Annotated in this window: 17 protein-coding genes, 1 other RNA gene and 3 pseudogenes; 11 read left to right on the top strand and 10 right to left on the bottom strand. The window is 66.7% G+C overall.

Annotated features, from left to right (window positions below; translation table 11 throughout):
* The first annotated feature begins 34 nt into the window (after window positions 1-34).
* The 5 genes from G1H10_RS24520 to G1H10_RS24500 all read left to right on the top strand — a co-directional run bounded on the left by G1H10_RS24520 (window position 35) and on the right by G1H10_RS24500 (window position 5,785).
* On the top strand, window positions 35-1,462 hold the full coding sequence (locus G1H10_RS24520; protein WP_163742923.1) for an extracellular solute-binding protein: 1,428 nt from the start codon (window positions 35-37) through the stop codon (window positions 1,460-1,462).
* Window positions 1,459-2,430 (top strand): ABC transporter permease subunit, encoded by a 972-nt coding sequence (locus tag G1H10_RS33335; protein ID WP_163742921.1) that lies wholly within the window; start codon window positions 1,459-1,461, stop codon window positions 2,428-2,430. The genes G1H10_RS24520 and G1H10_RS33335 overlap by 4 nt, the downstream gene beginning before the upstream one ends.
* On the top strand, window positions 2,427-3,251 hold the full coding sequence (locus G1H10_RS24510; RefSeq protein ID WP_163742919.1) for a carbohydrate ABC transporter permease: 825 nt from the start codon (window positions 2,427-2,429) through the stop codon (window positions 3,249-3,251). The genes G1H10_RS33335 and G1H10_RS24510 overlap by 4 nt, the downstream gene beginning before the upstream one ends.
* Window positions 3,252-3,272: 21 nt before the next feature.
* On the top strand, window positions 3,273-4,694 hold the full coding sequence (locus G1H10_RS24505) for an aldehyde dehydrogenase family protein (protein WP_163742918.1): 1,422 nt from the start codon (window positions 3,273-3,275) through the stop codon (window positions 4,692-4,694).
* A 149-nt stretch (window positions 4,695-4,843) separates the two neighbouring features.
* Window positions 4,844-5,785 carry an NAD(P)-dependent oxidoreductase gene (locus tag G1H10_RS24500; protein ID WP_163742916.1) on the top strand — a complete coding sequence of 314 codons (942 nt, stop codon included), beginning with the start codon at window positions 4,844-4,846 and terminating at the stop codon, window positions 5,783-5,785.
* A gap of 26 nt (window positions 5,786-5,811) precedes the next feature.
* Here the strand turns inward: G1H10_RS24500 and G1H10_RS35255 are convergent.
* Window positions 5,812-7,185: pseudogene (locus G1H10_RS35255) on the bottom strand (DUF7937 domain-containing protein).
* A gap of 337 nt (window positions 7,186-7,522) precedes the next feature.
* Between G1H10_RS35255 and tal the strand changes: the two are divergent.
* Complete coding sequence (gene tal, locus G1H10_RS24485) at window positions 7,523-8,626, top strand: transaldolase (protein ID WP_163742911.1); 1,104 nt, start codon at window positions 7,523-7,525, stop codon at window positions 8,624-8,626.
* 85 nt (window positions 8,627-8,711) lie between these two features.
* Here tal and G1H10_RS24480 read toward each other — a convergent pair whose 3' ends face one another.
* A complete protein-coding gene (locus tag G1H10_RS24480; RefSeq protein ID WP_216853622.1) occupies window positions 8,712-9,551 on the bottom strand; it encodes a hypothetical protein in 840 nt (279 codons plus the stop codon).
* Window positions 9,552-9,598: 47 nt separating this feature from the next.
* Between G1H10_RS24480 and G1H10_RS35140 the strand changes: the two are divergent.
* Together G1H10_RS35140 and G1H10_RS35135 are read left to right on the top strand one after the other, a co-directional pair.
* A pseudogene (locus tag G1H10_RS35140) lies at window positions 9,599-9,876 on the top strand (type II toxin-antitoxin system Phd/YefM family antitoxin).
* Window positions 9,873-9,965: pseudogene (locus tag G1H10_RS35135) on the top strand (Txe/YoeB family addiction module toxin); the annotation flags it as partial. The pseudogenes G1H10_RS35140 and G1H10_RS35135, both read left to right, overlap by 4 nt.
* Before the next feature lie 88 nt (window positions 9,966-10,053).
* Here the strand turns inward: G1H10_RS35135 and G1H10_RS24470 are convergent.
* Together G1H10_RS24470 and G1H10_RS24465 are read right to left on the bottom strand one after the other, a co-directional pair.
* Window positions 10,054-11,151 carry a winged helix DNA-binding domain-containing protein gene (locus G1H10_RS24470; protein WP_163742908.1) on the bottom strand — a complete coding sequence of 366 codons (1,098 nt, stop codon included), beginning with the start codon at window positions 11,149-11,151 and terminating at the stop codon, window positions 10,054-10,056.
* Between the two features lie 73 nt (window positions 11,152-11,224).
* Complete coding sequence (locus G1H10_RS24465) at window positions 11,225-11,656, bottom strand: PPOX class F420-dependent oxidoreductase (RefSeq protein WP_163742906.1); 432 nt, start codon at window positions 11,654-11,656, stop codon at window positions 11,225-11,227.
* Window positions 11,657-11,878: 222 nt separating this feature from the next.
* On the opposite strand from G1H10_RS24465, the gene G1H10_RS24460 reads away from it, so the two are divergent.
* On the top strand, window positions 11,879-12,679 hold the full coding sequence (locus G1H10_RS24460) for an ABC transporter ATP-binding protein (RefSeq protein WP_163742999.1): 801 nt from the start codon (window positions 11,879-11,881) through the stop codon (window positions 12,677-12,679).
* Window positions 12,679-14,925 (top strand): FtsX-like permease family protein, encoded by a 2,247-nt coding sequence (locus G1H10_RS24455; protein ID WP_163742903.1) that lies wholly within the window; start codon window positions 12,679-12,681, stop codon window positions 14,923-14,925. Before G1H10_RS24460 ends, G1H10_RS24455 begins: the two co-directional genes overlap by 1 nt.
* 175 nt (window positions 14,926-15,100) lie before the next feature.
* Here the strand turns inward: G1H10_RS24455 and G1H10_RS24450 are convergent, their stop codons facing one another.
* The 4 genes from G1H10_RS24450 to G1H10_RS24435 form a co-directional block, all read right to left on the bottom strand.
* Entirely contained in the window at window positions 15,101-15,958 is an 858-nt protein-coding gene (locus G1H10_RS24450) for an alpha/beta fold hydrolase (RefSeq protein WP_216853620.1), read from the bottom strand.
* Entirely contained in the window at window positions 15,955-16,701 is a 747-nt protein-coding gene (locus G1H10_RS24445) for a DUF899 domain-containing protein (RefSeq protein ID WP_163742901.1), read from the bottom strand. The genes G1H10_RS24450 and G1H10_RS24445 overlap by 4 nt, the downstream gene beginning before the upstream one ends.
* A 264-nt stretch (window positions 16,702-16,965) precedes the next feature.
* Window positions 16,966-18,093 carry a hypothetical protein gene (locus G1H10_RS24440; RefSeq protein WP_163742899.1) on the bottom strand — a complete coding sequence of 376 codons (1,128 nt, stop codon included), beginning with the start codon at window positions 18,091-18,093 and terminating at the stop codon, window positions 16,966-16,968.
* Window position 18,094: 1 nt separating this feature from the next.
* Window positions 18,095-18,610: a SigE family RNA polymerase sigma factor gene (locus G1H10_RS24435; protein WP_216853619.1), complete on the bottom strand. Its 516-nt coding sequence runs from the start codon at window positions 18,608-18,610 to the stop codon at window positions 18,095-18,097.
* Between the two features lie 62 nt (window positions 18,611-18,672).
* On the opposite strand from G1H10_RS24435, the gene G1H10_RS24430 reads away from it, so the two are divergent.
* Window positions 18,673-19,029: an FtsX-like permease family protein gene (locus G1H10_RS24430; RefSeq protein WP_163742898.1), complete on the top strand. Its 357-nt coding sequence runs from the start codon at window positions 18,673-18,675 to the stop codon at window positions 19,027-19,029.
* 45 nt (window positions 19,030-19,074) lie between these two features.
* Here G1H10_RS24430 and G1H10_RS24425 read toward each other — a convergent pair whose 3' ends face one another.
* Both G1H10_RS24425 and ssrA read right to left on the bottom strand, forming a co-directional pair.
* On the bottom strand, window positions 19,075-19,665 hold the full coding sequence (locus tag G1H10_RS24425; protein WP_246219904.1) for an Atu4866 domain-containing protein: 591 nt from the start codon (window positions 19,663-19,665) through the stop codon (window positions 19,075-19,077).
* 438 nt (window positions 19,666-20,103) lie between these two features.
* Window positions 20,104-20,473: a transfer-messenger RNA gene (gene ssrA, locus G1H10_RS24420) on the bottom strand.
* Window positions 20,474-20,574: the final 101 nt, after the last annotated feature.

Genomic DNA, 20,574 nt, shown 5'->3' with positions numbered 1-20,574 from the left:
ACCGAGAGTTGACCACCAAGGTGAGGAGCCTCCCATGAGAAACGGGACAGGCAATCTCGCACGGCAAGGCTTGACGCGACGTACCTTCCTCCAAGGTTCCGCGGCCACCGGTGTCACCGCGTTGGCGGGCGGATCGGTGCTGGCCGGCTGCGGCGACGACGAAGGATCGACGCGCGAAGGTACCGAGGAATACGACCAGGCCGGCATCGACTGGCGCGCCGCGGAGGGGCAGACGATCAACGTCGCCGTCATCCCGGCGACGTACTTCGGCAACCTTCTCGAGCTCATACCGGAGTTCGAGGAGCTCACCGGCATCAGCGTGAACTCGGAGGAGATCCCCCCGGGAGAGATCCGGGCCGAGGTCATCCGCGACCTGTCGACCGGTGCCGGCAATTACCACACGCACGCCGCGGATCCGATGTACTACCCCCTCTACGTCGCGAACGGGTGGGTGGACGCGCTCGAGCCCTACCTCGACGACCAGGACCTCACCAATCCGGAGTGGTTCGCCCACGAGGACATCTTCCAGATGTGGCGGGAGGCCACCCAGATCGACGGGGTGACGTATGGCATCCCGTACGACGGGGAGGTCACCGTGCAGGTCTACCGCACCGATCTCTTCGACGAGCACGGCCTGAAACCGGCCGAGACCTTCGACGAGTTCCGCAGCAACGCCGAGGCGATGCATGTACCCGACGACAGGCTATGGGGCGCCGCGTTGCGCGGGTTCCCCGGCGCCGGCCAGAACATGTACATCTATCCGTCGCTGTTCCGCGCCTTCGGCGGTGAGTGGTTCGACGACGGCGGCAACCCGACCGTGAACAGCGATGCCGGGGTTGCGGCGCTGGAGTACTACGTGTCCTTGCTCAACGATCTGGCACCAGACGGTGTCGTCAACTGGAATTGGCCGGACATCGCCGACGCGTTCGCGATCGGCACCCTCGGCTCATACATCGACGCCCACTCCAGCGCGGCCGTCTTGCAGGACGAGGAGACGTCCGTCGTCGCCGACTCGCTCGGATTCGCCCGATGGCCGGCGGGTCCCGACGGCAGGCGCGTCACGTCGATCTGGAACTGGAGCTTCCCGATCAACGCCGCGGTCTCCGACGACGACAAGCGCGCCACCTGGCTGTTCATCCAGTGGGCGACGTCGCGGGAGACCCAGGTGCGCACGTCGTACGCGTTCGCCGGAGAGACGAAACGCTCGGGCGTAAACCGGGAGTCGATCTGGGACGAGGACGAGCACCGGGAGGCCGTCGATGCCGGGGAGGGATTCATCGATGCCGCACTCACGTCGCTGCAAGAGGACACCGACCTCGACTGGCGGCCGCGCGTCCCCGAATGGCCCGCCATCGGCGACGAACTGGCGGTCCTCATCCAGGAGGCGCTGACCGGCCAGGTCACGCCGGAGCAGGCAATGGAGCAGGCGAACAACCAAATCGAGCGGATTCTCGAATCGTGACCCGTCCGGAGACGCAGTTGCGCAACGTCACCGTGGGACCTGACCAGCATGCCTCCACCGGCGACCCGGGGCGCCGGCTGCGGGCGCGGCTGTCAGCCACGTTCGACCGGGAACGTCCGTTCGCCGCGCTCATGGTCGTTCCTGGCATCGTCGTACTGGCGTTGACGACGACGTTGCCGCTGCTCTACTTGGTCGGGACGAGCCTGTTCCGCTACGACCTGACCGCTCCCGCCGGTAACGGGTTCATCGGCTTCGACAACTACGTCCGCCTGGCGAGCGACGAGCGTTTCTGGGACAGCCTGCGCTTGTCCGCCGTGTTCACCGCCTCGACGGTCATCCTCCAGGTGAGCATCGGCATCGGTCTGGCCGTCCTGGTGGAGCGCATGTCACGGGGACGCGCGCTGGTGCGGATGGCGGCGCTGCTCCCCATCCTGCTGGCGCCCGTCGTCGTAGGCCTGATCTGGCGGAGCCTAATGCTCACACCGGACTTCGGCATCGTCAACTACTTGAGCACCGTGCTCGGACTCGGCTCGCGGAACTGGCTGGGCGATCCATCGCTGGCGCTGGGCTCGGTCGTCGTCATGCATACCTGGCAGTGGACGCCCTTCGCCTACCTGATCTTCTCCGCCAGCCTGGCCACGGTCCCGCGGGAGATCCTGGAGGCCGCCGAGGTCGACGGCGCCAACGCCTGGCAGCGATTCTGGACCATCGTCGTGCCACTGCTACGCCCGGCGATCGTGGTCGTGGTCATCTTCCGGACGGTGGTGGCGCTGTCCGCGTTCGACGCCGTGTACGCCGCGACGGGTGGCGGTCCCGGAACCGCCACCGAACTGGTCGACATCTACATCTTCCGGGTCTCATTCCAGCAGCTCTCGCTCGGCTACGGCTCGGCGCTGGCGGTGGCGATGCTGGTCATCACGCTGGCCGTCACACTCGTATTCCTCAAGATGCGGAGGGCGGCGGCGTGAAGGTACAGCGTGGAGTCTGGATCGTCACCGTCATCGCGGTGGTGCTTTTCCTCACGGTCTGGGTGTTTCCCATCGTGTGGACGTTGGTCACGTCGGTGAAGCTGCCGAAGGACGTGTTCACCTACCCGCCGTCCCTGATCTTCGAACCGACGTCGGCGAACTACGAGCAGGTGACCGCCGGCCGCCGCTCCCTGGTCGGTGACCTCTGGACGAGCGTGGTGATCGCGGGCTCGACGACGCTGTTGGCCATGCTGGTGGGATTGCCGCTCGCTTACGCGTTCGCCCGGCTGCGCCTGCGCTGGCGCAACGTCCTCGGCGTCTACACCCTCTTCACATACCTGATTCCGCGGATCGGGCTGGTGCTACCGCATTTCGTGATCCTGCGCTGGCTCAATCTCACCGACACGCACCTCGGGCTGACGCTGGTGTACCTGAGCTTCACACTGCCGCTCGCGATCTGGCTCATGGTCTCCTACTGCGAGGACCTTCCAGCAGAGCTGGAAGAGGCAGCCCGGATCGACCGGGCCACCCGGTTGCAGGCGTTCTGGCGGATCGTTCTGCCCCAGCTTCGTGGCGGGCTCGCGGCGACCACCATCTTCGTCTTCATCACCGCATGGAACGAGTTCCTGTTCGCGCTGGCGCTGGGGGGCCAGAACGTCCGGCCCGTGACGGTCGCGATGTACAACTTCATCTCCGTCGAGCAGACGCTGTGGGGTCCGCTGACGGCGGCGGCGGTGATCGCGATGTTGCCGGTGGTCGTGCTGGGCCTGCTGGCGCAGAAGCAGATCGTGGCCGGGCTGACCGCCGGGTCGGTCAAGTAACTCAAGGTTACGGAGGTAGCCGTGCTGACTCACTGGATCGGTGGCAAGGCCGTCCCGTCGGCCGGCGGGGACGGGATCGAGGTGCTCGATCCGGCCACCGGGCGCATCATCGAAGAGATCCCGCGCGGAACCGCGGAGGATGTCGATCAAGCGGTCGCCGCCGCGCGTGATGCCGCGCCGGCGTGGGCCGCGCTGACACCGCCCCAGCGCCGCGCCGCCCTCCTGCAAGCCGCCGGCGCGCTGCGGGCCGAACGCGACCGGTTCGCCCGGCTGCTTGTCGAGGAGAACGGCAAGCCGCTGCGCGAGGCTCTCGCCGAGGTCGACGCCGCCGCCGGGGTGACTGCGTCGTACGCCGAGCTCGCGGTCCACGCGCGCAGCGGCGCCCAGCAAGGTGGAACCGGCGAGTTGAACTTCCAGTATCGGCAGCCACGCGGCGTCGCGGCGTGCATCGTGCCATGGAATTTCCCCGTGGCTGTCGGGGTGGAGAACCTGGCGCCGAACCTCGCTGTCGGCAACGCCGTCGTGATCAAACCGTCGGAGAAGACGCCGCTGGCCACCAGAGAGCTGGTTGAGCGTGCCTTCGGGCACCTGCCGCCGGGCACATGCAATGTCCTACTGGGCGACGGGCCGTCGGCGGGTGACCACCTGATCTCGCATGCGCAGGTCGACGTCGTCGTATTCGTCGGCAGCGAGCGAACGGGACGTCACATCGCCGAGGTCTGCGGCCGGGACCTGCGTAAGGCCGTCGTGGAGTTGGGTGGCAAGGACGCCTTCATCGTCGACGACACCGTCGACCTTGCACAGGCCGTCGCGTTGGCGAAGGTCGCCAAGTACACCGCGTCCGGGCAGATCTGCACCTCACCGGAGCGATTCTTCGTCACCGGACGCGTGTTCGAGCCGTTCGTCGAGGAACTCACCGCCGCGTCGAGAGCCATGCGGCTCGGTCCGGGCGCCGACGAGGGCACCGACATGGGGCCGCTGATCGACCAGACCCAGCGGGCACGGGTCACCGAGCACGTAGCGACCGCCCGCTCGGCAGGCGCGACGGTGCACTGCGGCGGCGAGCCGGTGGACGGCCCGGGGTTCTTCTTCCCGCCCACGGTAATCACCAACGCGGACACAGACCTTCCGGTCATGACCGACGAGACGTTCGGACCGGTGGCGCCCGTCGTGCGGGTGGCGGACTTCGACGAGGCCATCGAGCGAGCCAACGACTCCCGGTTCGGCCTGTCGGCCATGGTCTGCACCGAGTCGGCGCCACGCGCGATGCTGGCGCTGGAGCGATTGAGAGCCGGCATGATCAAGATCAACACCAACCGCGGCAAGGCGCCCGGCGCGACCTCGGAGCCGTTCAACGCCAGCGGCCTCGGCCACGGCTACGGCGTCGAGTTCCTGCACGAGCTCAGCAGGGAGAAGTCCGTCCACTGGCGCTCTCACCTCTGACGCGTGAGCTCGCTGATCATGCCTGGTGATGTACTTCCTGCGACGCCATCTCTGCATGGCCGTGACGGCGCGCGAAGACCTGCTGTTCGTGATCACGTGGGGCTGCGGCGTGACGAGACGGAGCGGGAACGATGGAAGGAGCGGAAGACATGACAGTTCCGGAGGAATCGACGGCAACGCAACCGGATGCCCAGGGTACGCGGGTCGAGGACGTGCGACGGATCGGCTTCATCGGCTTGGGCACGATGGGTCGGCCGATGGCAGGGCAGATCCTCGCCGCCGGGTACGAGCTGACCGTCTACGACGTGGCGCCGACGGCGGTCGCGGATCTGCGCGACGCCGGTGCCCGCGCAGCAGCCAGCCCTCGAGAGGTCGCCGCGGCCAGCGATGTGGTCATCTGTATGCTCACCCATCCCGACGTCGTCCGCGAAGTCCTTCTGGGTGCCGATGGCGTCGCCCACGGCGTGCGGCCGGGAGCGATCGTGATCGACATGTCGACATCGGGGCCGGACGTGGTCCGCGAGTGCGCAGAGGCACTGGCGGATCGCGGCGCCAGAGTCATCGACGCGCCGGTCGGCAAGGGGCCATGGGCTGCCGAGAAGGGCGACCTGACCATTCTCGCCGGTGGTGAGGCAGACGTCATCGGCCGCGCCGAAGCGGTGCTGCGCTGCGTAGGCAGCGAGATCCACCATTGCGGCCCGCTCGGCTCCGGACAGGTGATCAAGCTCGCGAACAACCTCGTATCCTGTGCCAACATCGCCATCCTCGCCGAAGCCTACGCACTCACCCGCCGCGCAGGCGCCGACACAGACGTGCTGGTCAAGGTCATGTCTCACACGTCCGCGGACAGCTGGCAATTACGCAACACGCTGATCGCGAAGGTTCTCAAAGGCGATCTGTCCCCCATGTTCAAGCTGGGCCTCGCAACCAAGGACATGCGTCTGCTCGAAGACCTGGCCGGCCGGCTGTCCGCGCCGTTCGGCTGCGGGCGTTCAGCTCTGGACTGGTATGAACGCGCCGAGGAGAAGGGCATGACCGACCAGGACTGGGGCGCCGTCATCCTCGTCGACGAACCCAACTGGCAGGCCTGAACCAGCGCACGCCGGCTGGGACGTGCTCAGCCAGGCGGCCGGCGCCGGGAAGCGTCCGAGAAGCCGGACACCTCGTCTGGTCCCTCATCGTCCGGGTGCACCGCCCAGAGCGACTCGTCGTCGGCATGGACGTCGGCATCCGCGGTCTCCGGCGGCGACGGACGCTCCGCGGTGTCGTCCTCGGTTCCGGCCAGCGGCCCGATATCCTGCGAAGATACCGACTGTTCGTGCTCTGAGAGACCGAGCTCGTCCTGGATCGGGCGCGGCACCGTCAGGACGACGCCGGCCGCGGCGGAGAAGACGACCCAGACACAGATCATCGTCGCCACGTCCGTCGTGATCCGCACGGAGTCCGACACGCCCATCACGGCCGAGGCCAGCAGCGCCAGCAGAATGATCGCGAACGCGGCGCCCAGCGCCATCGGCCGGTTCGTTCGCGCGTCCTTGACCAGCGTGTTCCGCCCGAAGGTCGCCAATGCCAGGACGACCAGAGAGAGCACGAGGGAGAAGATGTGCACACCACGCGCGGCGATCTCGTCGATCAGCCGGATCCCGAAGATCACCATGGCGATGACCGCGACGACCGTCACCACCTGGAACAGCCGCCCCGCCAGATTGATCTACCGGACAGCACCGTGGGGCGCGGGGGCAGCCGCGGAGATGCCCGCCGCTGCTGCGGCGGCGCCGAGCCCGGGCCAGAACAGGACATCCGGCCCGTCGAGCCGCAACGACCACGCCTCACCCATGGTGTCGTCCGCCGCCTGCGCCCACACCGCCGCCAGTAGGCCGGCGACGCCCAGTACGACGACGACGTCCCGCCACACGGAGTCGCCCCGGGTCACCCCGCGCACCGCGATCAGCGGCACCACCGTGAACAGGACCACGCCGAGCAGCAGCACCACGAACTCGTTCCAGGCGGCGTCGTCGCTCATCTCCACCATGGTGATCACTGCGCTGAGGGTGCCCAGCGCGAGCGCGACGACGGCGATGACCATGGTGATCCCCCGCCACAGCGCGGCGTCGCTGTGCTCGCCGCGCTGTTCGGCCGCCCGTCCCTGAGCGGCCAGCAGAACACCGGCCAGCCCGATGGCCATCCCGACGCCGACACCACCGCCGCTCCCGGGCCCGCCACCGCGCGCATCGCCGACATAGCCGAGCACGAGCGTCACCACGACGGCGATCGCGTACGGGGTGTTCATCAACAGCCGGACCGCCTGCACGCGGCCGGGCGTCATCGCGTCCGGCAGAACCGAGGCCGACTTCAGATAACGCAGCGCCAACGACAAGATGGAGAGCAACGTCGCGACGATCAACTGGCTGAGGCCGACCGCCTGGTGATCCATATCCCAGGCCATGCCCAGTGGCAACAGCAGCAGGACCACGGCGAGCGCGTCCCGCATGTAGTCGCCGGCAGGGATCACTGCTCCAGCCCTCCACGCCTCGCTCCGTTGCGACGTGCCGTCCCGAACGGCACGTCGCCGTCATGATCGCTGGTTACCCGGTTCCACGACGCTCATTCCGATCAAGGAATCGACCGGGTACGACCCGGCTACGGTCCGAACGCGTAGCCGCAACGGGAACGGGTACTGGCCAGGGATAGGTACCGGAAAGACCGAACGGCCGACGAGCCGGGCGAAATACGCGAGCCACCACTGTGGATGGACGACCCGCGACACGATCCTCGACGCCAGCGCAGGCGCCGCCTCGTCGGCCCGTGTTACGAGGAAAGGTGCATAGATGACCCAGAACAGACTGCGTGCATTGACCGAGCTCGGCCAAGCCGTCTGGGTCGACAACCTGACCCGGCAGATGCTGAACGACGGCACACTGGAGCGCATGATCGCCGACGACGGCCTGAGCGGCGTGACATCCAACCCCACGACCTTCGACAAGGCGATCAGCGACACCGACGACTACGACGACACGCTGCGCCGGGTCGCGGGAGAGACCGACGACCCGACCGAGGCGTTCTTCCAGCTCGCCTACCGGGACATCCGGGACGCCGCCGACCTGCTCCGGCCGACCTGGGAACGGACGGAGGGGCAGGACGGCCTGGTCTCCTTCGAGCTGCCGCCCGATCTCGCCTACGACGCTCAAGGATCGATCGACGCCGCGAAGCGTTTCCGGTCCGAGATCGACAGGGAGAACATCCTGATCAAGGTTCCGGGCACACGCGAGGGCGTCCAGGCGTTCGAGGAACTGACCGCGGCCGGCGTGTCGATCAACGTCACGCTGCTGTTCGCGGTGCGGCGCTATGAAGAGATCGCCGAGGCATACCTACGCGGCTTGGAGCGGCGCGTCCGGGACGGCGAGCCGATCGATGGGATCGTCTCGGTCGCCAGCTTCTTCGTCTCGCGCGTGGACACCAAGGTCGACAACGCCCTCGACGAGCTCAACCGCCCGGAGCTGAAGGGCAAAGCGGCGGTGGCCAACGCGAAGATCGCCTACGAGTCCTTCCAGCGGCTGTTCACCGGTGACCGGTGGGATGCCCTGCGCAAACGCGGAGCCAACGTGCAGCGCCCGCTGTGGGCATCGACGTCCTCCAAGGATCCGGACTACCCGGAGACGTATTACGTCGACCAGCTGATCGGGCCGGACACCGTCAACACCATGAAGGAGAAGACGCTAGACGCGGCCCGGGAGAACGCGGAGGTTTCGGTCAGCCTGACCCAGGGTGTCCAGGAAGCCCGCGACACGATGACACAGCTGCTGACCGTCGGCGTGCCGGTGGACGACATCGTCGAGCAGCAACTGCCCCAGGAAGGGGTGGATGCGTTCGCCGAGTCGTTCGACTCCGTCGTCGAGTCGGTCAGCCGCAAGCTGACGCCGCAGCACGCCTGACGGGAGACGCGCCTGACATGTTGGTCGGTCAGCGCAAGGCTGTTAACCGCTGGCCGACTGCACTCGTGAACGGCACAACTGGCCGCTACGCATGCGCGGGGGTGAGCTTGTAGTGCAGTCGGACGACTGTAGCCGACCACAGGCAGAGCCGGTGGTCAGTCCTCAACACTCCCTCGCTGTCGACGTAGACGCGGAAAGTCTCATGGATCGGTGCGCGTGCCCCATGTACGCCGCCGTCCGCCACGACCACGTAGGCGCCGTTCGTTCCGAAACCGCCCGATAGCGAGCTGAGTTCGAGAGCCCCGTCGGGCAAGACCCGCGGGCGCAGAAACACTTGGACATTCCCCGCCTCAAGCGGGAATGCCACGTGCGCGCTGGGCTGGTTGCTACCTGGGAGCAGCCGCGAGGAGTAGCAGCCGCTGTAGACGTACTCGCCCGTCGATCGCAGAGTTCGCATCCACGCCGCGGCCTTCTGGCCGCCATCAGGTCCAGCGATGATGACGATCCTGCTGTCCATGCCGTAAGCGACGTCGAGAGGCCGCGTGGGTAGCGCGAGCTGTTGCACCCGACGGCCGAAGAACCGTGAGATGAGCTCTCCCGCTGGCTGGAACAGCGGATTCCACTGGGTCCACACCTCCATCCGCCAGTCCGACGTGTGCTCGTAGAAGTCGCGTACCTCTGGACGCAGATTCGCCGCCTTGAATTCGGGACCGTCGAGTTGGGCCATATCGGCCAGCAAGCCGCCCCCGTCGATGTGCTCCAGGACGGCGCCGCCATGGGCGGCTGCGGCGTCCTGCAACCAGGCGTCGGCCACCGTCCGGCCCTGATGCATAGGAGCCAGCAGCCACCATTCGGCTCCGCCCAAGTCAATGGGTCTCCCCTTGGCCTGCCAGAATCCGCGGGTCAGCCGGTCAAGCCACGGCATGAACGACCTCATGCCGCACCACAATGCCAGACGCAGGCGTCACGGCGATGCCTCGAAGGGGTGTGCAAGGCCCCGGCTCGCGTACCGAGGGCACAAGTCACAGCTTCAAACTCGCCGCGACGCTCAACAAGGTGGTGGACGACCGCGAAGAAGTTGTGACCACCAGGGCCGGGCACGAGCCTCTCGTCATGGTCGCGCTCGAGACGACCAGTCACTGAAGGAGACGGCCTACCTGCTCAGGAGTCCGGAGAACGCACGTCGGCTGCTGGCCTCGATCGAACGCCTCGAGCACGACGGTGGAACCGCGCGGGACCTGACCGAATGAAGCTGGTCTGGGACGAGAGCGCATGGAACGACTACTACGTCCGGTGGCGGGCGCAAGATCGTCAGGTCCTGAAGAGGTTCAACACGTTGGCAACCGCGTTCGGATCCGCATCGACGGGCGTTAGCGCACCGTGCACGGCGGCGCACGCTGACTTGGTGGCGGCCGACTCCCGCGCGTTCAGCCAGCGATGACGAGCTTGGCGGATCGGCCCAGGAAGTCGCCGTACCGTCCTGCTGCCTGCTCCAGCACTCGCTCCTGCGCTGCTGACAGCGGGCGGTGCGGTGTGAGGTCGAATCGCACCGACGACGGGGAGAGCGTGCGCCTCATCCCGGCGACCAACTGGCCTTCGACCAGAGCAATTCCGATCATGGACTCCCGTTGGCGCGAAACGACGCTCCCGGCGTCCAAGACCCAGCGAGAATCCTGGTAGCCGCGGTAAATCTCGTCGAGCAGCTGCAGGAGATGGCCGTGCGGCCGGCCGGGCCCGTCGGGCGGCTCCCCAGGCGCATGCCAGAACGTGCGTCCGTCGTGCTCGAAGCAGTCCAGCTGGTCACGGACGAGATCAAGACCGCGGCGGACGTCGGTGACGGTCAGGGTGGCCCAGTACGCGAGATCCTTCACGGTGGCTGGGCCGTGGCCCGTGAAGTACCGCAGGGCCAATCGGGCCAGCGCCTCGTCGCGGTCGAACACCTCCGGATCGACGCGCGAACCGACGCGGTCCTGGTAGATCGCGTACGTGTGCTCACCGTCGCGCGGCCGGCCACTGCATACCAGGCGGTCCAGTTCCAGCTGTGCCATCACCAGCATGACCACTCGCCCGGTCACCCGCTCGGCCAGCGTGGGCACCTGGTCGCGCAGGATGGCAGCCACCTCGTCCCGAGTCCGGTCGGGCGTGGCGGTAAGGAGGTTGAGGACCGCCGTGGTGAGCTGATCCACGTCGTGCAAGGTCAGCTCGAGGTCATTCGTCAGCTGGGTGGCGGTCATCTTGACGATGCGTGGCGCCGTCAGGGCAAGCAGCCAATCGATCTCGGCGCGCCCGACGTAGTGCCAGGTGGGACGCAACACGTGGGTACGGACGACCTCTCCCGAAGCAAGCAGCCCGGCCAGGTCCTCGGGGTCCGGCGACACGGTTCGAGATGCCACCGCCCACGCGGACTGGCTCGGGTTCTCAGCCTGGACGGCCAGCAATGTAGACACCACATCCGCCGCCGAGCCGGCATGCGGTGCAGTGAGATACTGGCTGCGCAGGCGCCACCGAGCGATCGAGACATCCATCCCGGCCAGTATGGCAGGCCGCAGACAGCGAACGCGGTTCGTCGAGCGGCGTCCGTGCACACTGTGTACGCCGTCAGCGAATCATGGCTCCATACACGTGGTCCACCTGCATCGTCATGAGCACTCGGCGATCCGACACCATCACCGACCGGTACTCATCCCAGTCCGGGTGTTCACCGGCAGCCTTGCGGTAGTAGTCCACCAGGGCTTCGACCTCCGGACCATGGGGATCGGTACCCGGCCCGGTCAGGCTGACCGAGCCCTCAGCGGTGGCCCACGCCCAGCCATCCGGGCTGGTGACCTCCAACGCGGCCCGCGGATCCCGGCGCAGATTCGCCGTCTTGGCCAACCCCTCCCTCGTCGACACGAGGACGGTCTCGGACTCCCGATCGTAGAACGGCGTGACCGGAGACAACTGGGGCAGGCCGTCCGCCTTGATGGTCGCGAGGATTCCGAGCCGGCTGTCCGCGAGCAACGCGCGTGGATCGAATTGTGTGATGGTCATGCCCATTCCAGCGACGCAACCGGGCCGGCAATTCCTCACTGCGTACGCGGCGGACCACGCCTGCACGATCCGATACTGCGGCGACCTGGCGATCCGGGGTATGGCTGTCCCCACCCGGAACTGGCCAGCTCGCCTCAAAGGCAGCTGACCTGCGCATTCTATAGCGTCGTTTCTGTGGTCGCGCCGTCCGGAGCGACGCCCCCGGAGAAAGCGATGCGAGGAATGTTCACACAGACCGGTAACACCGCCGATGCGGTTCAGCTGAGGGCTGTCCACAAGGTCTACGGCAAGCGCGACAACCAGGTTGTGGCGCTCGACGGCGTGACGACGCGGTTCGGCCGCGGCACGTTCACGGCGATCATGGGCCCGTCGGGCTCCGGCAAGAGCACGCTGCTGCAGTGTGCGGCCGGGCTCGATCAGCCGACGTCGGGCTCGGTCCTGCTCGAGGACCACGAGCTGAGCGAGATGAACGAGACCGAGCTGACGAAGCTGCGGCGAGACCGGATCGGCTTCATCTTTCAAGCATTCAACCTGCTCCCGGTCTTGACTGTTCGGCAGAACGTGACGCTGCCGCTGCGCCTCGCCGGCCGCAAGCCGGCCAAGGGCCGGGTGACGGAGGTGCTCGAACAGGTCGGCCTGGCCGAGCGGAGCAAACATCGTCCGGCGGAACTGTCAGGTGGGCAGCAGCAGCGGGTCGCCATCGCGCGGGCATTGATCAGCAATCCCGCGGTCATCTTCGCCGATGAGCCGACGGGCGCACTGGACACGAGGACCGCGAGGGACGTTCTCGGCTTGCTGCGACGCGCGGCGCAAGCGACCGGTCAGACGATCGTGATGGTGACGCACGACCCGGTCGCGGCGTCCTACGCCGATCGAGTGGTGTTCCTCGCCGACGGGCGCCTGGTAGGTGAATTGCACTCGCCGACGCCTGAGTCCGTGGCCGAGCGGATGACCCACCTGGGCGCTTTCGCCGACGACGTCCCACTGGCGTCCTCGGCGACGTTCGTGGGAGGGCAGCGCTGATGCTGCGACTCGCACTTCGCACCTTGCGGTTCCGCATGGGCACGTTCGTGGCGGCCTTTCTGGCCATCTTCTTCGCCGCGGCCATCGTGATGGCCTGCGGTGGCCTGATGGAGACGGGGATCCGGTCCGCTGTTCCTCCGCAGCAGCTGGACTCGGCTGACATCGTCGTCGCCGGCAATCAGAGTTACGACGTTCCCGGCGCCGATGACTCAGCCATCCTTTCTGAGCGGGTCCGCCTGGACGCCGAACTGGAAGACACGATCTCGGCGCTGCCTGGCGTGCAGGAAACCGAGACGTACGTCTTTGACGGCGAGCCGCCGGAGGGGACCATCGATGCGATCGGTGTGGTCGCCGAACCCGGTGCCGACGTTGGTGAACTTCGTGAGCGCATCGACGCCGAGTTGGGCGCCAACACCACGACGCTGACCGGTGACAAGCGGGGCCAGGCGGAGCTGCCAGAGGCCAGGGAAACAAGCGTGAACGTCATCTCCCTGTCCGGTGTCTTCGGCGGCTTTGCGATCATGGTGTCGATGTTCGGGGTGGCCTCGATGCTCGCCCTGTCGGTTACTCAGCGCCAGCGGGACATGGCGTTGCTGCGAGCCGTCGGCGCCACGCCCCGCCAGCTGCGACGGTTGATCCTCGGTGAGACGCTGGTGCTGTCATTGTTCGCCACCGCGCTGGCTTACATTCCGGGCCAGTTCCTCGGCGAGTTGGTGTTCGACCAGATGGCTGAGCGCGGCGTCGCCACCGAAGGTGTCGCGTTCCATCAAGGCTGGATCCCAACGGTATCGGCGATGGGAGCGGCGATTCTCGCGGCCCTGCTCGGCGCCCTGGGCGCCGGCCGCCGAGCGGCGCGTACCAAGCCCACGCAGGCGCTGGCGGAAGCGTCCCTGGAGAGCAAGCTGATCGGCGGCTGGCGAGTGTTCTTCGCGATGCTCTTCGTCGCTGGCGGAGTAGCTCTGAGCATCGTGACCGTTACGGTGATGAGCGGGCCGCTCACGTCCGCCACCGCCGGCCCCGCGGTCTTCCTGTTCGCCATCGGGTTCGCGTTGCTGGCCCCCGTTCTGGCGAAGATCATGACCTTCCTTCTGCAGTGGCCGGTACGTGCCATGGGAGGCCTGACCGGTCACCTGGCGGTGCTCAATGCCCGTGGGCGCGGCGGCCGGACGGCGGCGGTGGTGGCTCCGGTCATCCTGCTGACCGGCGTGGCGACCGGAACGCTGTATCTGCAGACGACCAACGACGACGCCGAGCGGCAGACCTTCGCGGACAGCCTGGTCGCCGACGCGGTGGTGACCACCGAGGACGGCTTCGACGAGGATGTGGTCGACCAGATCGACGCGCTGCCGGGCGTCGCCGGCGCGTCAGAGTACGTCCGTAGCGTCGGTTTCATCGAAGAGCCGGATGACAGCTCGCCGCTGGGCGGAGGCTGGAACCTGCAGGGTGTGACCGCCGAAGGGGCCGACGCGACCACACCGGTCGAGGTCACCGCAGGAGCATTCGCCGACCTGCACGGTGACGCGATCGCGATCGAAGACGAGCACGCCGGCAAGCTGGGCGTCGATGTCGGCGACACGATCGTGCTGCGGATGGGAGACCGGGCCACACTCGATGTGCAGGTTGTTGCGTTGTTCTCGGCTGCGGACGAGTACGACACACTATTGCTCCCGGCCGATACGCTGGCGGCTCACACGACCGAGGGGTTTGCGACGCGAATCCTGGTCAAGGCCGACGCCGGCACCGGCCCGGAGCAGCTGATGGCCGACTTGAACGAGCTGGTGGCCGGCGAGGATGGGCAGTCGGTGGCCGACCGGGACGCCCTGTTCAGCGAGTACGAGGACCAGCAGCAAACAGCCACATTCGCGAACTACATCATGGTGCTCATGATCGTTGGCTACGCTGTGATCTCGGTGATCAACACCCTGGTGTCGAGCACGATGGCGCGGCGTCGGGAGTTCGGGCTGCAGCGGCTCGCGGGCTCGACTCGCGCTCAGATCATGCGCATGGTCGGGATGGAAGGCGCGTTCGTCGCCGTCACGGGGGTCGTGCTGGGCACCATAGCCTCGATCGGCATCGTCGTCCCGGTCAGCCTCAAGCGCCTCGACTCCGTCGTGCCTGCCGGTTCCCCGCTGATCTATGTAGCGACCACCGGCCTGGCCGTCCTGCTCACACTCAGCGCCACACTGCTACCCGCATGGCGGGCAACCCGCGGCCGACCGGCCGAGTCCGCCGTCGCCATCGAATAGCCGCGATCTGTGGTCGCCGCTCACGGAGAAATAGGTCAATAGGCCAAATACGTCGGAGCCTGGGGTGGACCGGTCTATTCCGTGGATGAGAACTCCTCGACAGGTATGGACTGTTTCTCGTTCACGGGCTTTGGTCCACCACAGGTGACGATCGCGCTCCAGTTGCGGACGAGGTCTAAAAGAGATCCGGCGTCGCCGGCGGCACATCATCGAGAAACGCGCTCACCATCGGCGCCAGAACCGCTGACTGTCCCAGAATGCCGATATGCGACGTCGCCGGCAGGATCACCAAGCGCGCGGCCGGTACCTTCTGCAGCATCCCCGACCCTGCCGCTTCCTCATCTCCGCCGCCGCGCAGCTTGAACATCGCCAGCGCATGCTCCGGCTTCACGGCGTCCGCGTCACCGACGATGATCATCGTCTTCGCAGAAATCGAACGCATCTGAGCGTCGCTGATGTTGTGGTCTTCGATGCCCAAGACTTTCATCTTTTCGACGTAGGCATCGAACGCCGCAGCGTCCGGGGTGTGGTCTTTGAACGCCTTCTCGACGGGCGTACCGGCAAACGCCGCAGCGCTGAGACTCTCGATGCTCTCGAACACCGACGAGTACCAGCCGTCCTTGCGGTAGGTGGCGGCCAGCGGGACCAGCTTGTTGACGACGCTCGGGTGACGGACCGCGAGCTGCAGCGCGACCTGGCCGCCTTGCGAGAAGCCCAGCACATCCGCGCGTTCGACCTTCAACGTGCGGAGCAACTCCGCGGCGTCGTCGGCGAACTGCGCATAAGACATCGTGCGCGGAGCATCCGGTGTGCGGCCGTGCCCTTGTTGATCGAAGATGATCACGGCGCGCTCGCCCGCGAAGGCAGACACCCACGACGTCATCGAATCGGTGGCCATGAACGCGCCAGGGATAAGCAGCAACGGAGACGACTTCGAACTTCCGAGCTCGCCATACACTTCGTGATAAAGGCTCAGGCCGTTGATCGGCAGGTGACCATTTCGCGAGGGCTTCGTCGCCATCACTTCCCTCACGACTCCACATCGCCCGCGGCCAGCGGAACTCGCGAACTCGCTACGGCGTCTCCACGCGGGCCGTAGAGCCGGGCGACATCGGGAGAGTCGAGCCAGTTGGAGTAGGTGGGCGACTTCGGCCAACCTTCGGGTGAATCCTGCCATTCCTCCTGGCGGCCCCACGGCAGGATGTCGATCAACGCGAACGTATAACTGAGCTGTTCGGTACCGCGGCCGTCGGTGTGCCACGTGCGGTAGACGGTGTCGCCATTGCGGAGGAACACGTTCACCGCGAAGCCCGCGCCGGGTGGCGCGCCCACGTCGGCGCCGAACGAGCTTTCCGACGACGAGTACCAGTCCATTGTGTTGCCGACTTTGGCCTTGTAGGCCAGCGCTTCTTCGATGGGCCCATTGGTGACGATGACGAAGCGCGCATCGTAGTTATCCAGGAAGCCGAGCCGGACGTACTGCGATGTGAACCCTGTGCAGCCGCCGCACTGCCACTCGGCGCCGTCGGACCACATGTGGTTGTAGACGATGAGTTGGGAGCGCCCGTCGAATACGTCGACGAGTCGGACGGGGCCGTCCGGACCGATCAGCGTGTAGTCAGGGAGCTCCACCATCGGTAGCCTGCGACGTTGGGCGGCGATGGCGTCGAGTTCACGGGTGGCAGCCTTCTCCCGCACACGCAGATCGTCGAGCGCGGCCTGCCAGGTCTGCTGGTCGACGATTGGGGGTAAGGCGCTGGCGGTCTTCTCAGTCACGACTCCTCCAAGGGCTCGGATGGATCTCCTCTGAGGTGTTGACCAGAGACGGCCGCAGGAATCATCGGGCACGAGCCGACAGGAGTTTCACGCTGGCGACACCGCCCAGGTACCGATGCCCAGGACCGATCGTCCCGAGCCGTCGCGTCGTCGAAGGCCTCGGCGCGAGATCAAGGCCCTGCGTTCGACGTTCGCCCCCATGACTGACAAGTAGCCGGTCATATGACTCCATGGCTCATCGGACAGACGACGCGCATAGCTCACTCATGGGACGTCGATGACCAGGCAGGACTCCTCGCGGACACTACAACGTGCAAGCCCGGTCGGGTTTCCGTCGGTGTACAACTCGGCAAGCAGCAGGTCGTCGTCTTCCCAGGTCACGGCGAGGAGTTCCCGGTCGTCGGGTGGACGCAACGTGAGCTCCCGGCTCCCGTCGACCCGTTGCGCTGTGATCTCGGGAATCGTCCGGGACTGACCACCCCAGACCCCGCCGTACCCGAGCCATGTGCCGGACGGGTTGACCACCACGCCTTCACCCGGCAGCGTCCGTAACCGATTCAGCGTCCCCGATTCGGAGACCTCCGCCAGGTACGTCGCATCGCGCTCGCCGTCCCTGGCGCCGTCGAACACGATCAGGCCGGCGGGGGAACTGCCCTGTACCCACTGGTCGGGCGCCGTCTCGTCGAAACCGACGGTCTCGTCGCCCTCGGCCGCGAGCCACATCAGACGCCGGTTGTTACTCTCCAGGAACACCTTCGCGTCGTTGGTGACCGCGACGACGCCGAGGGCGTCCGGATCGCCCGGACCGGTCACGTCAGACTGCAACGTGTTGACCGTCTCACCGGACCGGGTGTCGATGAGCAGCGCCTGACCCCCCTCCTGCGTGACGGTGCCGACCGCCAGCAGGGCACCGTCGGGAGAGAGCCTGGGCTGCAGTATCGCCGTGCCGGCGATCGCGTTCTGCTCGGTATCGACGCCCCACCACCAACTGCCATCGGCCCGCTGTGCGGTCCACGTGCCCCCGGCCGTGTTCACGACCCCCCAGGACCCGGGCAGTTGCTCACCGTCGACGTGCGAGCGGCCGTCGAACAGGAACGGCACCGTCGGTACGTCTGCGGTGAGGGGACGAGCCGGGGGCTCTTCGGGCTCCTCATCGGGCGTCTCGATCGGCGGCGATGTCGCCGGCTGCGGCACCCCATCGCCCCGGTACGACGACACCGCGGCGACGGCGCCCGCGACGATGAGGATCATCGCGGCGGCGACCAGCAGCGGCCGCCAGGGGCGTTGGATCTGGCGTCCGTCCTGCGGCATGAGCGGGCGTACCGGGACCTCCAGACCAGAGGCCACATCTCGAAGCTCGCGGGTGAGGATCTCTTCGACGTCGCCGTTCATCTCAACTCTCCCTCCCGCCAGCGCGTTCTCTGCCGAGGGCGGCTCGCAACGCCTTGAGCGCGTGGTGTGCGGTGGACTTCACGTTTCCGCGCGAACAGCCGAGGACGTCGGCGATCTCCTGCTCGGTCAGGTCCTCGTAGTAGCGCAACACGATGACGGCACGCTGGCGCGGCGGCAGCGACTTCACATGCGGCCAGAGCATCATCCGGTCCTCTGGCCCCTGCGGTGGCGGCGCGGCGTCATACTCGGGAGGCGTGTCGGTCAAAAGCTCCAGCCGCCGCTTCTTCGGACGGCGGGCGGACAGGAACGTGTTGGTGAGCATCCGCCGCACATACGCGTCCGGTGAGTCCGACCGGATCACCCGCGACCAGGACCGATAGACCTTCATCAAGGTCTGCTGAGCGACGTCCTCGGCGTCCGCATGGTTGGCCGTCAGCAGATACGCGCTGCGGTACAACGACGGCCAGATGACACCGGCATACTCGTCGAACGTCGGTGCGTCCGCGTCGCTGGTCACGGTGAACATCATCCGACAGCACCCCCTTTCAACAAGCCCGACTCCGAGAAGCCGTTACGAGGTTGCGTCGAACCCGGGTCTTCTGTCCATCGCTCCGAGGTAGGCGTGATCCGGCGCTGCGTCGGGAGTTCGGGCTGCAGCGGCTCGCGGGCTCGACTCGCGCTCAGATCATGCGCATGGTCGGGATGGAAGGCGTGTTCGTCGCCGTCACGGGGGTCGTGCTGGGCAGCATAGCCTCGATCGGCATCGTCGTCCCGGTCAGCCTCAAACGCCTCGACTCCGTCGTGCCTGCCGGTTCCCCACTGATCTACGCAGCGACCGCCGGCCCGGCCGTTCTGCTGACCCTCAGCGCCACGCTGCTACCCGCATGGCGGGCAACCCGCGGCCAACCGGCCGAGTCCGCCGTCGCCATCGAGTAGCCGGCCATATGACTCTACGGCTCATCGGACAGACGCTGCTCATGCTCATTTACGGGTCATCACGAACCCTGCGTGGTGGAGCGTGTCGTCCAGCAGTTCCCCGAAGGCCCAGAACCCCGAGTCGTCCAGGTAGGTGATCCGTCGTTCACGGACCCAGTAGCGACCTGTGTAAGCGTTCGCGCGCCCGCCACGGGTCTCGGAGTAGCGACCGTCGGGCATCAAGTGCTGCTGCAGCCCGCGGCCGGCGTCCTCCCACGTCCCGACCCACATCGCCCGCGCCGCCGAGTCAATCAGATCTTCCCCGGCGGGGCGGGTCGCTTCGCCTTGCCACACCTCCAGGTGTCCGTCGATGTACTCCGCCATCAGGTCATCAGGATCGACGATGAGCATCTGCCGGATCTGGGGCTCGCTGACGGTGCGCCGCACGAGCGCGAACGTGGCGGAGTTGCCGGACACCAGGTCGTAGATCCCGTGCTGGAAATCAGGTCGTTGTGCCACGGCGCTGTCCACCATGAGCGGCACCGCATAGGCGCCCCGAGCGGAGATCGTCTCGATCTCGCGGTCAGGTGCCTCGGGCACGAAGACACCATCGGAGACGTACAGATCGCCGGAGACCTCGGTCTGAGGCGTCTGCATCACGCAGGCACCGGTGACGACGAACGATCTTGGGAAGGAACAAGCAGTTGTCATAGCTTCAGCCTCCTCGCCAGAGGAAGACCGAGGCAGGTCCCACTGCTCCCAGGGTGCGACACACCCTGCTTCGAGTAACGGCGAAGCTGTCGGTCATCACCGGGCAAGGGCGAATCCACGTCAGGCTGGGGAGGATATCCTGGACAGGCACTCAACGGTGCCCCTATTCCTGCAGCAGACCGCTGTGCCACCCTGAAGACGCCCTAGGCGAATCGCGCCTCCTCGCAGGGCAACGTGCCACCATCCCAACCACAGGGCACGTCGCCGATCCGGCGCCGCGCCCCTCGGCCAGATCCTGACGACAATGAGCCACCGCAGGTGCGAGGAGGCCCGGTTATGAACCTGCCCCGCCATCAGGCGGGGCAGGCTTCGAATTCTCAGCTTAAGTGGAGGTGCCGGGAATCGAACCCGGGTCCTTCGATGCTTCCCCAAGGCTTCTCCGGGCGCAGTCTGCTATGCCTCTACTCGGCTCCGGTGATCACGCAGACAAGTCACCGTGACGAGCCCAGCCACGTACATGTCCCTACCGGCCCCGTGGCCATACCGGCAGGTGAGCCTCCTCAATGATGCCGAACACCGGGCCGGAAGCACTCCCGGGTCGACAGACTTCAAGCGCTCGCCTCAGGCGGCGAGGGCGAAGTCAGTGCGCTTTTCGTTGGCACTTATCACGTTGCCGCGATCGTTTACGAGATGACGCGACATCCTCGGCCCGCTTCCCCTGGTTCACCATACGAAGTCGAAACCGTTCACCCCCTGTTGAGTTATCAAGCCCCGGCACGAGTCTCCTCTCACCAGGGCTCCCTCAGCATACCCCGCACAACACCCCGACGGCGAGTGAGATTCCCGGCGCTTGCG

Origin of the sequence: Phytoactinopolyspora halotolerans (assembly GCF_010550675.1) — a bacterium.
In the GTDB taxonomy this organism is placed as follows: Bacteria; Actinomycetota; Actinomycetes; order Jiangellales; family Jiangellaceae; genus Phytoactinopolyspora; species Phytoactinopolyspora halotolerans.
The sequence above is the reverse complement of the archived record's forward strand: the minus strand, read 5'-3'. Positions and strand labels throughout refer to the sequence as shown.

Coding starts and splice junctions, on each gene's coding strand:
- G1H10_RS24520 (WP_163742923.1), top strand. CDS start 35: ATGAGAAACGGGACAGGCAATCTCGCACGGCAAGGCTTGACGCGACGT.
- G1H10_RS24500 (WP_163742916.1), top strand. CDS start 4,844: ATGACAGTTCCGGAGGAATCGACGGCAACGCAACCGGATGCCCAGGGT.
- tal (WP_163742911.1), top strand. CDS start 7,523: ATGACCCAGAACAGACTGCGTGCATTGACCGAGCTCGGCCAAGCCGTC.
- G1H10_RS24480 (WP_216853622.1), bottom strand. CDS start 9,551: ATGCCGTGGCTTGACCGGCTGACCCGCGGATTCTGGCAGGCCAAGGGG.
- G1H10_RS24470 (WP_163742908.1), bottom strand. CDS start 11,151: ATGGATGTCTCGATCGCTCGGTGGCGCCTGCGCAGCCAGTATCTCACT.
- G1H10_RS24465 (WP_163742906.1), bottom strand. CDS start 11,656: ATGACCATCACACAATTCGATCCACGCGCGTTGCTCGCGGACAGCCGG.
- G1H10_RS24460 (WP_163742999.1), top strand. CDS start 11,879: ATGTTCACACAGACCGGTAACACCGCCGATGCGGTTCAGCTGAGGGCT.
- G1H10_RS24455 (WP_163742903.1), top strand. CDS start 12,679: ATGCTGCGACTCGCACTTCGCACCTTGCGGTTCCGCATGGGCACGTTC.
- G1H10_RS24440 (WP_163742899.1), bottom strand. CDS start 18,093: ATGAACGGCGACGTCGAAGAGATCCTCACCCGCGAGCTTCGAGATGTG.
- G1H10_RS24425 (WP_246219904.1), bottom strand. CDS start 19,665: ATGCAGACGCCTCAGACCGAGGTCTCCGGCGATCTGTACGTCTCCGAT.